The 17,754-nt window shown below is 29.3% G+C and carries 20 protein-coding genes; all 20 read left to right on the plus strand.

Annotation, left to right across the window (positions count from 1 at the left end; all coding sequences use genetic code 11):
- Positions 1–39: 39 nt before the first annotated feature.
- On the plus strand, positions 40–303 hold the full coding sequence (locus FBF15_RS09000; protein ID WP_002779625.1) for a TrbC/VirB2 family protein: 264 nt from the start codon (positions 40–42) through the stop codon (positions 301–303).
- A gap of 12 nt (positions 304–315) precedes the next feature.
- Entirely contained in the window at positions 316–3,084 is a 2,769-nt protein-coding gene (locus FBF15_RS09005) for a VirB4 family type IV secretion/conjugal transfer ATPase (RefSeq protein ID WP_145699613.1), read from the plus strand.
- 9 nt (positions 3,085–3,093) lie between these two features.
- The gene (locus FBF15_RS09010; protein ID WP_145699612.1) at positions 3,094–3,651 is read left to right on the plus strand and encodes a Rha family transcriptional regulator; all 558 of its coding nucleotides are present in this window, start codon (positions 3,094–3,096) and stop codon (positions 3,649–3,651) included.
- Positions 3,648–4,214 carry a hypothetical protein gene (locus tag FBF15_RS09015; protein WP_002809061.1) on the plus strand — a complete coding sequence of 189 codons (567 nt, stop codon included), beginning with the start codon at positions 3,648–3,650 and terminating at the stop codon, positions 4,212–4,214. Before FBF15_RS09010 ends, FBF15_RS09015 begins: the two co-directional genes overlap by 4 nt.
- A gap of 33 nt (positions 4,215–4,247) precedes the next feature.
- Entirely contained in the window at positions 4,248–4,670 is a 423-nt protein-coding gene (locus FBF15_RS09020; protein WP_002779629.1) for a single-stranded DNA-binding protein, read from the plus strand.
- Between the two features lie 15 nt (positions 4,671–4,685).
- A complete protein-coding gene (locus FBF15_RS09025; protein WP_002779630.1) occupies positions 4,686–4,961 on the plus strand; it encodes a hypothetical protein in 276 nt (91 codons plus the stop codon).
- Between the two features lie 3 nt (positions 4,962–4,964).
- Positions 4,965–5,954 carry a type IV secretion system protein gene (locus FBF15_RS09030; RefSeq protein ID WP_145699611.1) on the plus strand — a complete coding sequence of 330 codons (990 nt, stop codon included), beginning with the start codon at positions 4,965–4,967 and terminating at the stop codon, positions 5,952–5,954.
- On the plus strand, positions 5,951–6,946 hold the full coding sequence (locus FBF15_RS09035) for a type IV secretion system protein (protein ID WP_145699610.1): 996 nt from the start codon (positions 5,951–5,953) through the stop codon (positions 6,944–6,946). Before FBF15_RS09030 ends, FBF15_RS09035 begins: the two co-directional genes overlap by 4 nt.
- Positions 6,936–7,100 carry a hypothetical protein gene (locus tag FBF15_RS09040; protein ID WP_165433182.1) on the plus strand — a complete coding sequence of 55 codons (165 nt, stop codon included), beginning with the start codon at positions 6,936–6,938 and terminating at the stop codon, positions 7,098–7,100. Before FBF15_RS09035 ends, FBF15_RS09040 begins: the two co-directional genes overlap by 11 nt.
- A complete protein-coding gene (locus FBF15_RS09045; protein WP_002809287.1) occupies positions 7,090–7,752 on the plus strand; it encodes a type IV secretion system protein in 663 nt (220 codons plus the stop codon). Before FBF15_RS09040 ends, FBF15_RS09045 begins: the two co-directional genes overlap by 11 nt.
- The gene (virB9, locus tag FBF15_RS09050) at positions 7,749–8,636 is read left to right on the plus strand and encodes a P-type conjugative transfer protein VirB9 (protein ID WP_002834097.1); all 888 of its coding nucleotides are present in this window, start codon (positions 7,749–7,751) and stop codon (positions 8,634–8,636) included. Before FBF15_RS09045 ends, virB9 begins: the two co-directional genes overlap by 4 nt.
- 26 nt (positions 8,637–8,662) lie before the next feature.
- Complete coding sequence (virB10, locus tag FBF15_RS09055; RefSeq protein ID WP_002826433.1) at positions 8,663–9,838, plus strand: type IV secretion system protein VirB10; 1,176 nt, start codon at positions 8,663–8,665, stop codon at positions 9,836–9,838.
- A complete protein-coding gene (gene virB11, locus FBF15_RS09060) occupies positions 9,819–10,811 on the plus strand; it encodes a P-type DNA transfer ATPase VirB11 (protein WP_002826431.1) in 993 nt (330 codons plus the stop codon). The genes virB10 and virB11 overlap by 20 nt, the downstream gene beginning before the upstream one ends.
- Entirely contained in the window at positions 10,812–12,623 is a 1,812-nt protein-coding gene (locus FBF15_RS09065; RefSeq protein WP_145699609.1) for a type IV secretory system conjugative DNA transfer family protein, read from the plus strand.
- Positions 12,604–13,029 (plus strand): cag pathogenicity island Cag12 family protein, encoded by a 426-nt coding sequence (locus tag FBF15_RS09070; RefSeq protein ID WP_052792750.1) that lies wholly within the window; start codon positions 12,604–12,606, stop codon positions 13,027–13,029. The genes FBF15_RS09065 and FBF15_RS09070 overlap by 20 nt, the downstream gene beginning before the upstream one ends.
- 11 nt (positions 13,030–13,040) lie before the next feature.
- Positions 13,041–13,805 carry a TrbM/KikA/MpfK family conjugal transfer protein gene (locus FBF15_RS09075; protein ID WP_002809111.1) on the plus strand — a complete coding sequence of 255 codons (765 nt, stop codon included), beginning with the start codon at positions 13,041–13,043 and terminating at the stop codon, positions 13,803–13,805.
- Between the two features lie 2 nt (positions 13,806–13,807).
- Positions 13,808–14,605, plus strand: coding sequence for a hypothetical protein (locus tag FBF15_RS09080; protein ID WP_002834101.1), 798 nt, complete (start codon positions 13,808–13,810; stop codon positions 14,603–14,605).
- Positions 14,606–14,679: 74 nt separating this feature from the next.
- Complete coding sequence (locus FBF15_RS09085; protein ID WP_145699608.1) at positions 14,680–15,300, plus strand: hypothetical protein; 621 nt, start codon at positions 14,680–14,682, stop codon at positions 15,298–15,300.
- 86 nt (positions 15,301–15,386) lie between these two features.
- A complete protein-coding gene (locus tag FBF15_RS09090; protein ID WP_002779643.1) occupies positions 15,387–16,028 on the plus strand; it encodes a hypothetical protein in 642 nt (213 codons plus the stop codon).
- A 10-nt stretch (positions 16,029–16,038) separates the two neighbouring features.
- Positions 16,039–17,754: DNA topoisomerase III (gene topB / locus FBF15_RS09095; protein ID WP_165434640.1), on the plus strand; the 1,716-nt coding region annotated here is incomplete at its 3' end.

Raw genomic sequence — 17,754 nt, forward strand, 5'->3', positions numbered from 1 at the left:
TAAAATTTAACGAACAATTATTTTAATAAAGGATATAAAATGAAAATAAAATTATTGTCGTTAATTTTATTAAGCCCTATATTCGTATTTGCGGCTGGTGGTATTGACAAAGTTAATACCTTTATGGAAAATTTAAGCACTGCTTTGTATGCACTTGGAGCTGTGTTACTCACAATTGCATTTATGTGGGGTGGATCTAAAATTATGTTTCAGGGGCAAACCCTTAGAGAAGTTGCACCTATTTTCATTGGCGGTGTTATTTTTGGATCAGCTTCGGCAATAGCTGGTTATATCATTACATAAATAGGACTAGCTATGGAGAAAAATCCACTTTTTAAAGGCTTAACGCGTCCCCCTATGATTTTTGGCGTTCCGATGACACCTTTTGTTATAGCAATGGGAAGTATTATTTTAGTTGCGTTTTATAGTCAAAACATTTTTTTAGTTGGCTTTTCTATTCCTGTTTTTTTTATTATGAAAGCAATGACAAAAAAAGATGACTTTATTTTTCGATTAATGTTTTTAAAAATGAGATTTTTCTCTAATCCTGCGTCTAAGAATTATTATAAAGCTAAAACTTATAGCACAAATTCTTATAGACAAATGCCACCAAATTCTAATTTTCCAAAAATATCTGTGTTCGGACTTAATGCAGAACCTAGTTTTGAAAAATTAATTCCTTTTTCATCGCTTATAAATGATTTTGTGGTAATTACAAAAGATTATTTTTTAATGACAACTTGGGAGATTGGAGGAATTAGTTTTGAAGCAGAAGAAGACGATGAACTAGATATTAAAAATGATCTTTTGAATATGCTTTTTAAATCTTTTTCTAACGAATCTGTAAGCTTTTATTTTCATAATTGTAGATATTCTATCGAAGACAAATTAACTTCAAAATTTAATAATGCTTTTTTAGAAGAAATTGACAGAAAATATTATGAGAGTTTTAAGCAAGGAACTCTTAGAAAAAATTCTTTATATTTAACTCTTATTTTCAATCCTTTAAAAGTGAAAATAGAAAAAACAACTTTTATGAAAAGCTCTTTTGAAAATAAAAGAAAAACAATTAGCGTATTTCTAGCTAAATTTAGTGAATTTGCTGATAGACTAGAAGCAAATATTAAAGATTTTAACCCAAAAAGATTAAAAACATATTCCAAAGATGATAAAACCTACTCTAAACAACTAGAATTTTATAATTATTTACTTGGTGGTAAATTTAATCCTATAAGAGTATTACCAAGTCCTATAGATCAGTACCTTAATGGTAATTTACAAAACATACAATTTGGACACGATACTATTCAATTTAACCAAAATGATAGCACAAAAAGATTTGCTAGATGCATTGAAATTAAAGACTATACAAATGAAACTTTTGCAGGAATTTTAGATATCCTAATGTATTTAGATGTGGAATACACTATAACTCAAAGCTTTTCTCCTATTCCTAGAGTGGATGCAAAATCAGCAATATCTAAACAGAAAAAACAACTCATTGCAACTGAAGATGATGGATTTTCACAAGTAGAGCAAATAGATGAAGCTTTGGATCAACTTACAAATGGGGAAATCTCTTTTGGCAAATATCATTTTTCAATTCTTGTGTATGGAAATACTATAAAAGAATGTAAAGACAACACAAATGAAGTTGTTACAAAGATGAACGAATTAGGATTTGGAGTAACTTTAGCAACGATCGCCCTACCTGCGACATTTTTTTCGCAACTACCATCAAATTTTGCAATACGCCCACGCATTAATCTCATATCATCCATCAATTTTTCATCTTTAATTGCTCTACATAATTTTTCTATAGGCAAAAGAGATAAAAACTGCTGGGGTGACGCTGTTAGCATTTTAAAAACACCAAACAAACAACCTTATTATTTTAATTTTCACCAAAGTTCTGGTGCAAATAAAAATGATTTCGGAGAACTCTTTTTAGCTAATACCTTAATTTTAGGACAAAGTGGTGGCGGTAAAACAGTGTTTATGAACTTCATTGTAGATCAAATGATGAAATACGCTAGCAAAGATACATTTCCTGATGATATTCCTGAAGAAAACAGAAAATTTACAGCCATTTATTTAGATAAGGATAAAGGTGCGTTAGGCAACATACTTTGTGGTGGCGGTAGATATATTAGCATTGAAAACGGTAAGCCAACAGGATTTAATCCTTTCATGGTTGAAAGCACACAGGAAAACATAAGACAACTTCAATCGCTAATGAAACTTTTAGTAACTAGAAATAATGAAATTCTTACAACTAGAGAAGAAGAAATGCTCAATAATGCTGTTAATTCTCTTATGAAAGGTTTTGAAAAAGAAGAAAGAAAATATCCTATCTCTTTACTTTTAGAAAACTTAACTGAAAATGTAGATGATGATAATTCTCTTAAATCAAGATTAGCACTTTTTAAAAAAGGCAAACAATTTGGCTGGGTATTTGATAACGAATACGACAATTTAGATTTTCCTGACGATATCAATTTATTTGGAATCGATGGAACAGAATTTCTTGATGATAAAGATGTATCAGGGATACTAAGTTATTACATTCTTTGGCGTGTAATGAGCTTAGCAGATGGCAGAAGACTTTGTATTGATATTGATGAAGCTTGGAAGTGGCTAGAAAATGAAATCGTGCAAGAAGAAGTTAAAAACAAGTTTAAAACCATTAGAAAGCAGAATGGATTTTTAAGACTTGCTACACAAAGTGTAGAAGACTTTTTAAAGCTTAAAAATGCTGCAACTCTTATAGAACAATCAGCAACAATGGTATTTTTACCAAATCCAAAAGCCAAAGAAGAAGAATATGTAAATGGAATAGGCTTAAGCTATGATGAATATATGATCATTAAAGGTTTTAATCCTGCGAAAAGACAATTTTTAATCAAAAGACAAGATGAAAAAGTAATTTGCACTCTTGATCTTAGTTCTTTGGGGAGTGAAAACCTAAAAATACTATCAACTGGAACAGCACACATAGATACTATAGAAAAAATTTTTTCACAAGAAAATAAAAGTCTTGATGAAAAAGTGTTAGAACTAAGAGAATTTTATAAAAACTCATAGGAGATGAAAATGAGTAATAAAGTGCTTATTAATAAACAAGAAGTGCAATTTGGCACCAAAGGTAATCAAATCTTTTGCACAAGTTTAGATGTGGCTAAGGTTTTTGGGAAAAGACATGATAATGTTTTAAGGGATATTGAGAACATTTTAAATGATTTGCGAGAAATAGGGGATTTGCAATGTAAGCTCAATTTTGAGTTTTCATTCAAAGTCCGTAAAATACAAGGTTTTAAAGGTAGAGAAAGAAAATATCCATATTACAACTTAACTCGTGATGGATTCTCTCTTTTAGCGATGGGTTTTACAGGTAAAGAAGCATTACAATGGAAAATACTTTTTATCAATGCTTTTAATGAAATGGAAAAACTTTTACAAAAAGAAATTAAAAGCCCTAACAAATACTTAACAGATTTGATGGAACTTATTTATCCAAACTTACCACAAAACGATTACAAAGTTAGTGTGATTATCACAGATAACCCTTATTCTAAAGAAGCTAAAAATGTATTTTCTTTAAATTATCTTGTAGATAATCGCACACCAAAAGATCCAAAGAAGTTGCAATGAGTGATAAAGAATTAGAAATTTTTGAACTTTGCGAAAGATTATCAGAGCTTTTAGGAGATAAAGAAGCAATTGCGGATTTAAAAAAATTATATACAAATCATCCTGAAATGTTTAAGGATATGCAAGAAGTCAAAGAAGTAATTAATAAAGTAGTAAGCGAACCTGAAATCATTGTTGATGCAAATAGAGATAAAAGAAATTATGAAATTATTAAAGCAGCAAAAATCATAAATGATAAAAAAATGGCTGATGTAGTTATAAAAAACGAAAGTGGAACAAATGAGATATTTCATGCAAATAAAAAAAGAATAAAAGAGTTTAATAGATTAAACAATAAAGATAATCTGTTGCAGGTAGAGACCCCAACACTCTCTACACACCAACTTAATGGATTGGAGCTAATGGATAAAAATCCATCTGGTGCAAATGCACTTTCTGCAACTATCAATCAAACTATACCACAAAAAGACAAATCTGCAAATGATTTTAAAGCAAAATTAGAAGAATTTAGCACCAAAAAAACAAATGCAATTAAATCTATAAATAAGGAGTTTAAAAGATGAAAAAATATTACACCAACAAAAAGGAGTTAAACAATGAATAATGTAAATCTAATCGGATACTTAGGAAAAGATTTTGAAGTAGGCACTACAAATAGCGGAAGAGTTTATGCAAAAAATTCTCTTGCAATTACAAAGCGATGGAAAAATGAAAGAGGCAATGAAGAAAGTAGCACGACTTGGATACCTATTGTTTTATTTGGCAAAAGTGCAGAAAGTGCATCAACGCACATTAAAAAAGGTTCACAGTTTGCGTGTAGTGGAGAATTATCATCCAATCAATATCAAGATGAAGATGGAAATACTAGAACAATGCTAAGCGTGATTGTATCTAAATTTTACTGGCTTGGCAAAAAAGATAAAGATGACACTGGAACACAAAATCCACAAGTTCCACCAAAAGAGCCAAATATTGATTATGAAAACACAAATATAGATGAAGAAACACAAGTATTTTAAGATTTAAGGATAAAAATGTCTATAAAAAATTTAAGTGTAGAAGAATTAGCACAAGAATTAGAAACTTCAAATCATGAAAAGCTGATTAAAGCTTTGTTTTTATTTGAAAAAAGTTCTTCAATGGAAGATCTTAATTCAGATCAAATAGAAATAATTTTAGATGAAGTATATGAATTTTATATCAATCATAAATCCATATCTTCTTTTTTACAAGAAGATATAAACCAAGCATTAGATGAAGCTATTGATAAAGAGCTTTGCAAAAAACAAGAAAAATCATTTGAAAGGTAAAAAATGAAAAAAAATATCTTTGGTGTTAATAAAGCCATAGGGAAATCTCATCCCCATGAAAATGGGGAAAGACTAATAAGCCTTGACTATAATTATACAAAGGAGTATAATTATAACTATGAGATTTGTGTAACTCAATTTAACCACCTCTTTTCTGAGGTTAAATCTAGCCACAGGGTTGCAGCCCTATGGCTAACCCCACAAAATTATATCCAAAAATTTAAAAAATCTATTCTCATTTTTACTTCTATATTAATTTTGCCTTGCTTTTCACTTGGTGCTGGTATTCCTGTAGTTGATGTAACAGCAAATCAGCAAATGGCTACACAAAACGCTAAACAAGTGGCAGAATGGGCTAAAGAGGCTTCAAGATGGACTGAAACTGTATCACACTATCAAAAACAAATACAAGCATACAAAGATGAGCTCTTATCAAAAACAGGTGTAAGAGATTCGGTATCTTTTGTGAAAGATATAAAACAAATTTATTCAGATTTCGCAGAATCTGGGCAAAATATTCAATCATTTTACAATGATGTATTAAGAGATCCACAAAAATTTTTAAGTGATAAAGGTAATGAAATTTTTGGAAAATATACGAGCTTTGATCGATGTAATTTTGATTTTTTAAGTCAATCAGAAAAAAACATTTGCAAAATGAATTTAATCACTTATGCTGCTCAAGTAGAAACCTATAATCAAGCTTCAAAACAAATGGATACAATTAGCCAAACACTCCAAAAATTGCAAGATAAATTAGTAAATTCCAAAGATATTAAAGAAAGCACAGATGTCGGCAATGCTATCCAATTAGAAGTAGCAAAAATTCAAATGGTTAAAAATCAAGTTGATTTAGCTAATTCAAGCTATGAAAACCAAAGAAGAATCCAAGAAGATATGGCTATACAAGAATACTCTAAGTCGTTTGATTACAAACCACAAATAAGCACAAAAGAACTTATGCAAAAAGCTAGAGAGCAGAATAAACAATGAATGATCTTTTTCAAACTCTAGGCGAAAGTATACAGCAAATCATTGATGCAATAAGACAAGTGGGCACGAGTGATAAGGTTGCTGAGCTTAGTGTATTGCTCTCCATAATCATTACTCTAGTTATTATGTATAAAGGCTATGAAGTTTTAATGGGAACAAGCCAAAGCCCTATTAGGGAACTTACTTGGGATATAGCAGGAAAACTTCTTGCCATTACTTTTGCTTTGAATATCGGCGGATGGCTTACCTTGGTCATTAATGCTATGGATGGAATTTATGAATGGGCTGGGGGTGGAACACAAATGTATAAAACATTAGATGAAATGTATGCGAACACAACACAACTAGCAAACATAATTTGGGCTAAATCAAGTGGTGTTGGAGGTGCTATTTTAGCCATTGTAGCAATGCTGCTTTGTTATGTAGGATTTATAATCGCTGTTGCTCCTACATTTGCTATTTTAGTGGTTACAACTTTCACACAAACCCTACTTGTAATAACCGCTCCTATAGTCTTTTGGCTTTTGATATTTAAATCCACTAAAAATGTTTTCACGCAATGGATAGGACTTTTACTTTCAAATACTTTAGTGATTTTACTTGTAGGATTATTTTTAAAAACTTTCATGGGGGAAATAAACGGATGGATAGTTTCATTATCGCAACATGTACAATCTGGATCTGAAGTATTAGGAACAAGTATTTTCTTCGTCATTGCTTCCTTAGTTCTTGTCATTATGATTATTTCTGCAAAAATTTATGCTGAAAAAATCGCAAATGTTTCAATGGAAGGAGCTATGGGCGGAGCAATAGGTTCTGCTTTAAATCCTGTTAGTAGATTGGCAGGTTGGACTGCAGGAAAAACTACAGGAAAAACTGTAAATGCAGGAAAAACTGGTGCAAAGTTAGCTGCTAAAGGTGCTTGGGCTGGCACTAAAGGTGGTTATAGTTTTGCAAAAAAAATGTATGAAAGGGCTAGAAATGCAGGCTAAATTAATTTTTATTTTATTACTTGGTGTTTTATTTTTTAGTGCTTGTAGCACTAAAAATCAGGGTAAATATGATGAATTTTTTAACAATCAAACAGGATGGATTCCCATCAATCAAAACAAAGATTTAAATAAAGGAACTATGGATGAAAAATGAGTTTAATACTGCAATAGATTATGAAGCAAGTTTTAGATACTTAATTGAAAAAAGTAATAAAAGAGCTTGGCTTATTGCTTTTATTTCTATTTTTATAGCCATTATTTCCATTATAGCTGTTGTTTTACTTACTCCTTTAAAAACAATAGAACCTTATGTAATAAGAGTAGACAATACTACAGGAATGGTTGATATTTTAACCATGCTTGATGAAAAAGAAATTAAAGCAAATGAAGCATTAGATAAATATTTTATTAGCACTTATGTAAAAGCTAGAGAAGGCTATTATTATGATCTTTTAAATCAAGATTATTTACTTACTCAATTAATGAGTTCTGAAAAAGTAGCAAATGAATATAGGGCTTTATATGAAGGTGATAATGCAAGAGATCAAATTCTAAAAAACTCCAATGAAGTAAGTGTTCAAATTTTAAGTATTGTTTTAGGAGAAAGTAACGGAGTGAAAACTGCTACAGTCAGGGCAATTATTACTACAAAAAATTTAACTTCCAAAGGAACAACTCAAGCAACAAAAGTAATAACATTAAGTTATGACTATATCTTAGCAAAAGCTAGCGAAGAAAACAGATTTTTAAATCCTTTAGGTTTTAAAGTATTAACTTATAGAATTGATGACGAGGTGGCACAATGAAAAAAATAATCTTGATAAATTTATTGTTGTGTAGTTTTATTTGGGCTTTAAATATTCCAAAAACTTCTACATTTGATAAAAGAATTGCTTATGCAATTTATAATGCAAACGATGTATTTCAAATTAATGCAAAAAATGGCTATGTTAGCGTTTTAGAATTTGGTACCGATGAAAGAATTATCAATACTGCTACAGGTTTTGCAGAAGGTTGGGATTTAATTGAAAAAGACAATCTTTTATTTATAAAACCTAAAGCTTATAAAACACAACTTGTTCAACAAGAAAACAATAATATAGGAGAGAGTCAAGCATCACAAGAATTCGTTTTAGATCCAAATCCTCATGATTGGAAAACTAACCTAATTGTTATTACAAATCTAAATACTTATGTATTCGATTTAAAACTTGTAAACCAAAATAATAACGCTACCTATAAACTCAGTTTTTCTTACCCTAAAAAAGATTTAAAAGCCGCTAAAGAATTTTTAGAAGCACAAGAACAAGAAAATATACGCAGAGATTTAAATAAAAATACCATTCCTAGAAATTGGGATTTTTATATGAAAATTAACAAAGGCAGCGAAGACATAAGTCCAAATTTTGCTTATGATGATGGTGTTTTTACATATCTTGGTTTTGATAATACTAAAACTTTTCCTGCTGTTTTCATGTATGATAATGGTAAAGAAAGTATTTTAAATACTCATATTAAAAAAGATGGCAATTATGAAGTTTTAGTAATTCAAAAAATTACTAAACAAATCTTGTTAAGAAGTGGCGATAAAGTCGTTGGTATTTTTAATCGTGGCTATGCAAAAAATCCTTTAGATAAAACAAGAGAAACCTCCAATGAAAATATTCAAAGAGAGATAAATAAAAAATAAAGCAAATGAAACTAAAAGGAATAAGTATGCAAGATAAAGAACAAGATAATTTAGACAATGATTTTGAAAATCATACAAGTGATTTACACGATCAAAAAAATCATCTTAGAAAGATACAAGCTTATGTAATTTTTGCTGTGGGTGGGTTATTATTAGTTTTAATATTAGTTTATTTTTTAAAATCATTTTTAAGTAGCAATACAACTACCGAAGAAGTACAAAAAGAAGATAATAAAGATTTGGCACAAAGTGTTAAAACAAAGGAATTTATTCCACCTCCTCCACAAAAAACATTTGATGAACTAATTGCACAAGAATCACCAAAACCGACACAAGATTTAATACTTGAACCAAAACCTCCAAAGCCTAGAATTGTTAAAGGTGCAGGAGTTACTGTTGTCGCTTCATCTAATAATGATGGATTTGGAAATAATGGCACAGGAAACAGGGAAGAATTTGGAGAAAAACCTAACACAGTGTTTGAGTTTGGACAAAATGGTACTTTACAAAACTCTAATAATTTACAAGGTGGTAGTAGTGGAGATTTTGTTGGAGAGGTCTTCACTCCCACAATCGCTAAAGTTAGCGAATTTGATCAAAATTTACTATTACCTAAAGGAACTTATATAGGCTGTGCTTTAAAAACAAGATTGGTAAGTTCTATTAAAGGTGGAATCGCTTGTATTGTATCAAATGATGTCTATTCTGCTAATGGAAATACTCTTTTAATTGAAAAAGGTAGCACTATTACAGGAACTTTTAATACTGGACAAATGGATGATGGAATGGATAGATTATTTGTAATTTGGCAAGAAATTAGAACACCGAACAATATCATTATCCCTGTTTATTCAGGTGCTACCGATGAATTAGGTGCAAGTGGCGTTCAAGGTTGGGTAGATCATCATTACTTAAAACGATTTGGCTCTGCTGTTTTACTATCAATGATAGATGATTCACTGGCTATCTTAGCGGATCAAATTGCAGGTAAAGATAATAAAAATAATTATGCCAATTACACTGAAAATACAAGAGATTCTGCAAAAGAAATCGCAAATACAGCACTAGAAAAAATGATTGATATTAAACCTACACTTTATAAAAATCAAGGTGATTTGGTCGGTGTTTATGTTAATCGTGATATTGATTTTTCAAAAGTTTATAAACTTACAAGGAAAAAGAATGTCAATAACGCTAGATAAATATACTCAAAAATTTTTTGGAGAATTTTTAAAAGATGATAATATCAATGAAATCTGCTATAACGGCGATAATAAAATTTGGGTACAAAACTCTAAAGGATTATGGGAATGTATAGATACTAAACTTGATTTTGAACAAGCTGGACATTTTGCAACTGCTTCAGCCTCATTCAAAAAAGATAAAATAGATGTATCACGCCCTATTCTTAGTTGTATTCTAGTAGGTGGAGAGCGTATGCAAATTGTTATTCCTCCTGCTACAAAAAGCGAACACATTTCAATTACTATTAGAAAGCCAAGCAAAACTCGCTTTAAAATGGAAGATCATATTAAAAGCGGACTTTTTGAAGATTTAAATCCTGATGATAAAAATAAAATCAAACCAAGCGATGAAGAATTAATCAAGCTATATGAAGCAAGAGATTATCAAAATTTTATATCCAAAGCTGTTAGTTATGGTAAAAATATTATTATCGCTGGTGAAACAGGAAGCGGTAAAACTACCTTTATGAAAACTCTTATTGATTTTATAAGCCTTGATGATAGGATTATCACAATAGAAGATGTTGAAGAAATCAAATTCTATGAACACAAAAATTTCGTGCAATTATTCTATCCTAGCGAAGCAAAAAGTACAGATTTTTTAAATTCTGCAACACTTTTAAAATCTTGTTTAAGAATGAAGCCTGATAGGATTTTACTAGCAGAGCTTAGAGGTGCTGAAACTTATGATTTTATTAATGTTTTAGCTAGTGGTCATGGTGGAAGTATCACAAGTTGCCATGCAGGAAGCCCCGAAGAAACATTTACACGACTTGCTTTAATGACTCTACAAAATCCACAAGGTCAATGCGTGCCTTTTGAAATTATCCAAAAAACACTTAAAGACTTAATAGATATTGTCGTGCATATCCATGCCCATCATGGAAAAAGGCGTATTAGCGGCATTTATTTTAAAGAAATGGAGAGATAAATGCAAAATAATAAAAGCATTCAAATGATTTTTCTTACTATAGCGAGTTTTATTCTCACTTACTTAATAACACCCATTGTTTTTTTCTTTTTAAATAAAGTAAAAATAATGAAAGCGATTGAAATTTATAACATAAATTTTACGCTACAAGCAATCTCTAATGGTTATCCAAAAATATGGCTTTCTTTAGGTATTACTTTTGGCATTTGTTTTGTTGTTTTTTCTGTTTTGGTGTTATCTTTAAAAGCCAAAAAATCTCAATTTGGCGAAGCTAGATTTGCAAATTTTAATGAAATTAAAAAAATGAATTTATTTTCAGATAATGGAATAATTATCGGAAAATACAAGGGAAAGATTTTAAGATTTAGCGGTCAGCAATTTGTAGCCTTAGGAGCACCCACAAGAAGTGGTAAAGGCGTAGGTATAGTAATACCAAACTTGTTAGAGTGGCGAGAAAGTGCTGTTGTTCAAGATATTAAACAAGAATGTTTTGACTACACAAGCAAATATAGAAAAGAGATTTTAGGACAAGAAGTTTATTTATTCAATCCATTTTCAAGACAGACACATCGCTATAATCCTTTAACTTATATTGATATGAATGATAAAGAGCATTGCGATAGTCAATTAATGGATTTAGGCAATATCCTTTATCCACTTGATGGGGATTCTACTTCAAAATTTTTCAACGGATTGGCTCAAAATCTATTCATAGGACTTTGTTATTTATGGCGTGATTTGCAACTTAGTAGCAATGGAAAAGATTTTCAAAAAGCTTTTAATGTTGATGTGGGAGAATTTAATTTTTACAATATCTTGCAACTCTCAAAAGGTTTAACTCTTAAAAATGAGGAAAATAATATTAGAGGTTTTGATGATACATACAATTTTTTAGTCTATTGTGAAATTTTAGATGAAGCTACCATAAGACGCTTAGAAACTTATTTTAATATTAGCTCAGACGCAACTAAATCAGGCGTAATGAGTTCTTTTAATGCACCCCTTGTGCCATTTGAAAGTGAAACTCTAAGATTAAGCACAGAAACAAGCGATTTTGATTTGCGAGATTTGCGTAAAAAGAAAATGACAATTTATATAGGAATTACGCCTGATCAATTAGCAAATGCACAATTTATTTTAAATATTTTTTGGTCGCAACTTATTTTATTAAACACCAAAGAAATGCCACAAAGCAATAAAGATTTAAAATATACTTGTTTAATGGTTATGGATGAATTTACTGCACCTGGTAGAATTCCTATCTATCAATCAGCAATCAGTTTTATGGCTGGTTATTGGTTAAGATCTTTGATGATTTATCAATCAAATTCACAACTTGAAACACAACCACCTTTGGGCTATGGAAAAGAAGGAGCTAAAACACTCTTAACAAATCATGCTTGTCAGATTTTCTATGCACCAAGAGAGCAAGAAGACGCAGAAGCTATCTCTAGGATTTTAGGAAATACTACTTTTAAAACAAAATCAAGAAGTATTAATACAGGCAATAATGGAGGTGGATCACATAGTATTAGCGAAGCAAGTAGGGCTTTAATGTTGCCACAAGAACTTAGAGAAATGCCTTTTGAAAATGAACTTATTACTATTGATAGTGGTAAGCCTATTTTATGCAATAAAGCATTCTACTATTCAGATTCATATTTCATGGATAAATTTAAAGCTGTTTCAAAAAGCCTATCAGGAATAAAAAAAATCCCTTCACGCAAACAATTAGAAGATGCAATCTTGAAAGGAGAATGCAAAATTAAAATTCAAATTATAGGAGAAAACAATGAAAAAAATGTCGCTTAGTTTAGCTTTAATCGCTTCATTAATGGTTGGGTGTTCTGCACCAAAAGCAAAACGATTAGATGATGGCTCTGCATTATCTATTAATAATTCTCTTTTGGAGCATAAATACAGTTTTGTTCCTAAAGATCCTTATTTGAGCGGATTTAATTGGACTTATCATATCGTGGTTGAGAAAAAAACTATAAATGATGATTTTATTAAAAATGATCTTATTACTAAAACTTTTTTACTCGCACACAATTCTACAAAAATCATTTTAGTAGGTAGAAAAGATTTAATTGAACAATATAAGCAATACTTTGAAAAAAATCAAGTTTTAGCACCTATAGAATTACAGCCTGTCAATCCTATTGAGCGTGATTTTAACAAAGTTAATATTTTATTTTTTAATAAAACAAATTTTTAAAGGAGAGAAAAATGAAAAAAATATTATTCCCATTTTGTGTTTTTGGTGTAATAAATAGTGTTAATGCTTTAGATTTGCAATTACTATCTGGTGATACTAGAACTTCTTGCGAAGTAATTCTTTGTTTAGCAAGTCCAGTTAAACCACCTGAATGTGCATCTTCTTTAGCAAAATATTTTAGCATTCACTTTAAAAAACCTTGGAAAACTATCCAAGCAAGGAAAGAATTTTTAAATTTGTGTCCTATTGACACAACAAATGATCCAGAAATGTATAAATATAAAAATGATATTTTAGTTAACTTAGATGGAGAATGCTCTACAACTGCATTAAATCAAAGAATTGAAAAATCAAAACAACCTTTAAAAGTTGAAAAAATATGCACTGGTGGTGGGCATAATGGATCAAGAGAATGCGTAGAAATAAAAACTTATGGATTTAGAATAAATCCTGAACTTACAAACTCTTGCAAACTTTTAGCTTCATCAAAATACACAGATTATCATTTAAAATATACTTGCGATAAGAAATTTTATGAGCAAAAAGATTGGGAAAGAGGTTATGAATTAAAAGAAGTATCACAAGAAATTTATAATGCTTTACCTGTATCGCAAAGAGAACAAGGAGAAAAATTAACTCCTATAAGTTATGGAGAATTTATTAAACTACCTGCTAATAAAAGAAAACAAGAAGGATTTGGCAAGTATTATAGAATCGATATTGCTTATTATCAAAAAATAATTATTAAAAAAGATTGCTGGATAAACGAGAAATAACAATGAATGAAGAAATTAATTCTAACGAAAATAATCTTTTTGAAATAGTTAATGAAGATAATTCAAAAAATATAGCTATGCAAAACTATAATGAATTATTGGAAAAATTTGAAAATCTTATAAAAATAATTATTGCTAAAATTAATGTTGGTAAGCAAAATGCACAAAATAATACAGAAGATGGTATTTTTAAAGATTTAGAAAGCAATATTATAGAGCTAGATAATACCTATTTAGCTCTTATTTCTTATTTTAAAAATCCTCCTAATGATGAAGAGAAAGAAATTATTAATAAAACCATTTCTATTAAAAAAACAATGGAAGATTTTGCTAAATTTGCTAATGAAATTCAAAAAATATCATTGGATGATAAACTTAAACAATATAACGAGCAAATTAATAAATTTTGCGAAATAGTAGAATATAAACTTTCTCATAATGCAAAAAATTATAATACTTTTCTTGATCATTTTGTTGAAGATGGAAAACAAAAATTGAATATATTTTCGGAAATTTTTACAAAAATGACAAAAAATACAAAATGGTATCTTATATTTTTTAGTTTTACTTCTATAGGGTTAGGTATGGCTCTTGGCATTTTAATTTTGCTTACTTATATAAAATATTCAGAATATAACAATTTAAAAGAAAGAGTAAGCACAATCACTCAAGGTTTAGCCACTATCTCTATTGATGAAAATAGCAAAGGAAGCTTTACCTTGAGCTTTGCAAAAAACAAAAAAACTATTTTCAATGAGAATAAAAATAGTATTCAAATCACACTACAAGGAGGTGAATGAACAGAACAATTATATACAAAAAAATGCAAAAAACAAAAAACAAATCACAAATTTATTAAAAAAAGGAGCAAAAAATGGCATTTGGAAAATTAGTTAATGATAAAATTGTTATCGATACAAACAATGCTTTAAATTATAGAGGCAAGGAAGGTGATATTCAACAAAGAAAAGTAGATACTGCTCTCATCGATGTTATTAAAGAAGCTGGACAAGTTGCTGCAATGGAACACGGAGCTGTGCTTTTTTCTGCAAAAGTTAATGAGGTATGGAAAAACTATTTTGTTAATAGAGATGAAAAAACTCACAATATAGTTTTAAAACCTACAAATTCACAAAATAGAGATGATTTCATTTATATCAACTCTAATATAAATGAGCAAGGTTATTTTTACTACACAATTAATCAGAAGCGAGAATCTGCAAAAGAATTAATTGAAGGAGTTGGAATTGTAGAACACCAAAATCAAGATGGAACTAAAAGTCACTATTTAGAAACTAATGTAAGGCTTTATAATGAAGAATTAAAACGAGAGCTTAAGGAAAAAGGTAATGAGTTTATAGCTGTAATTTCAAATGCTGGAATTAAAGTTGTTAATGAAGCTGAAATGAAAGCACAAAAACAAGAACAACAAATACAGCAAACTCAAGAAATCAAAGAGCCTGAAAAAACTCAAAACCAAGAGTTTGGAAGATAAAAATATGCACCTTATAAAGGTGCATATTTATAGTTATTATTATTTATTAATAGTAATTATAAGTAACAAAATTAAAAGGAATAAAAATGAAAGTAAATTATATAGAGCTTGAAAAAAAAGAAGGACAAATAGGCAATATTCCATATATTATAATAAAAGTTGAATATCCGAATCTAAAAAAATTACAAGAGAATGATCTTTTAATGGCAAATGATAAAGGACAATGGCTTTGCGGTTTTATAGGCTTAAAAGAAAATCAAAAAGTAGATTTTAAAGAATTAGATAATGGATATATAGCTCCTCAATATTTATATTTAAACTCAAAAGATCAAAAAGAAATTGATTTATTTTCGAATAATCTAGAAATTACAAAAGTTTTACAATTTGATTTAAATCATTCTTGGAATAAAACCGAAAAAAATACTCAATTAGATGAAGAAGAATGCTTAAAAATCATTAAAAACACCATAGAATATATTAATAATTTCAATAAAAATATCAGCAAACAAGAATTTGAAGAGCTAAGTAAAGAAGAAAATACCCATAAAACTCATAAATTAATTGAAAGACTTATGATGCAAGAAGAAGGAACAAGTGGATTAATAGAAAAAGATTTAAAGGAAATAAAAAAAGATAAAAGTTATTTTTTTGACAAGATGAGTAGTTTTGCAAAAAATCAAACTATAGAAAAATCGAGGACAAAAGAAGATTATAGCATTAATAACTAGAAAGGTGAAAATGAAATTATTTATAGCAGAAAAACCCGAACTTGGTAGAGCAATTGCAGAAGGACTAGATGGCAATTATAAAAGCGGAGAAGGATATATACAAAAAGGTGATAATATTGTTACTTGGGCTTTTGGGCATATTCTAGAGCTTGCGAAACCTGAAGAATATGATGAAAAATATAAGTTGTGGAAACTTGAAGACTTACCACTACCCATTAAAGAATTTAAATATTTACCCAAAAAAGAAAGTAAAAAACAATTAAAAATTATTTGCGATTTAATCCATAGCGACAAGATTACTTCTATTGTAAATTGTGGGGATGCAGATGATGAGGGTCAAATTCTTGTTGATGAAATTATTCAATACTCCAAAACTTCTAAACCTGTATTTAGGGTTTTAATTAATGATTTAACACCAAAAGCAGTAAAAGAAGAAATAGCAAAAATTAAGCCAAATGCAGATTTTAAAGGAATGAGCGAAAGAGGTTTTGCAAGAAGTCAAGCAGATTGGATAGTAGGCATAAATCTTACTAGGGCGTATACCATAATGGCACGAAAAAATGGATATGAGGGCATTTTAAGCGTAGGTAGAGTTCAAACGCCTATTTTGGCTCTTATAGTTAATAGAGATAAAGAATTTGAAAATTTTAAAAGTATAAATTATTATTCTTTGCTAGGTGATTTTAATATCAACAATAATACTATTAAAGCAAGATTGAAAACAGAAGATAAAATTTTAGATGAAAATTTAGCTAAAGAGATCAAAGAATCTTGTGAAAATCAAAATGCAAAAATTAATTTAAAAATAGAAAACAAAAAGGAATATCCACCGCTACCTTATAATCTACTTGTTTTACAAGCTGAATGTGCAAAACTTTTTGGTTTTAGCCCTGATAAAACATTAGAAATCACTCAAATTTTAAGAGAAAAACACAAGGCTATAACTTATAATAGATCAGATTGCCAATATTTACCTGAAACAATGTTTGAACAAGCACCAAATATTTTAAATATTATAAAGGAAAATTTAAATTCTAATGATGAAATTCAAGCTCTCATTGATAGCAGTGATTTAACAATAAAAAGCAAGGCTTTTAACGATGCTAACATTTCAGCACACTATGGAATAATCCCTACCCAAAATAAAATTTCATCGCAATTAACTCAAGATGAATTAGTCGTTTACAATCTAATCGCTAAAAGATTTATTATCCAATTCTTTCATCCTAGAGAATATCAAACTACTACAATTAATTTAGAAGTAAATCAAAGAATTTTTACCGCTACTCAAAACAAGACAACAAAAAGTGGTTTTAGAAGTCTTTGGCAAAATATAGATAGCGAAGAGGAACAAGAAAATAATGAGAACGATATAAACGATTTATCTATCTTAAAAAATGGTGATATTGCAAAATGCTCTTTGATACAAATTGAAAAAAAGCAAACAAAGCCACGCCCTTACTACACTATGACAACGCTACTTAAAGATTTAAATAGTGTCGCAAAGTATGTGTCTGATGAAAGAATTAAAAAATTACTGATTGAAAAAGACAAAGACAAAAAAGGTGAAAGTGGTGGTATAGGAACACCTGCAACAAGATCTAATCATATAAAAACATTAATTGAAAGAGAGTATATAGAAGTAAGTAAAGATAAAAAACAAATTATCAAATCCACTAAAAAAGGTAGAGATTTAATTAAACTTTCTCCAAAATCACTTATTACT

The organism is Campylobacter sp. CFSAN093233 (genome assembly GCF_011068165.1).
GTDB lineage: Bacteria > Campylobacterota > Campylobacteria > Campylobacterales > Campylobacteraceae > Campylobacter_D > Campylobacter_D jejuni.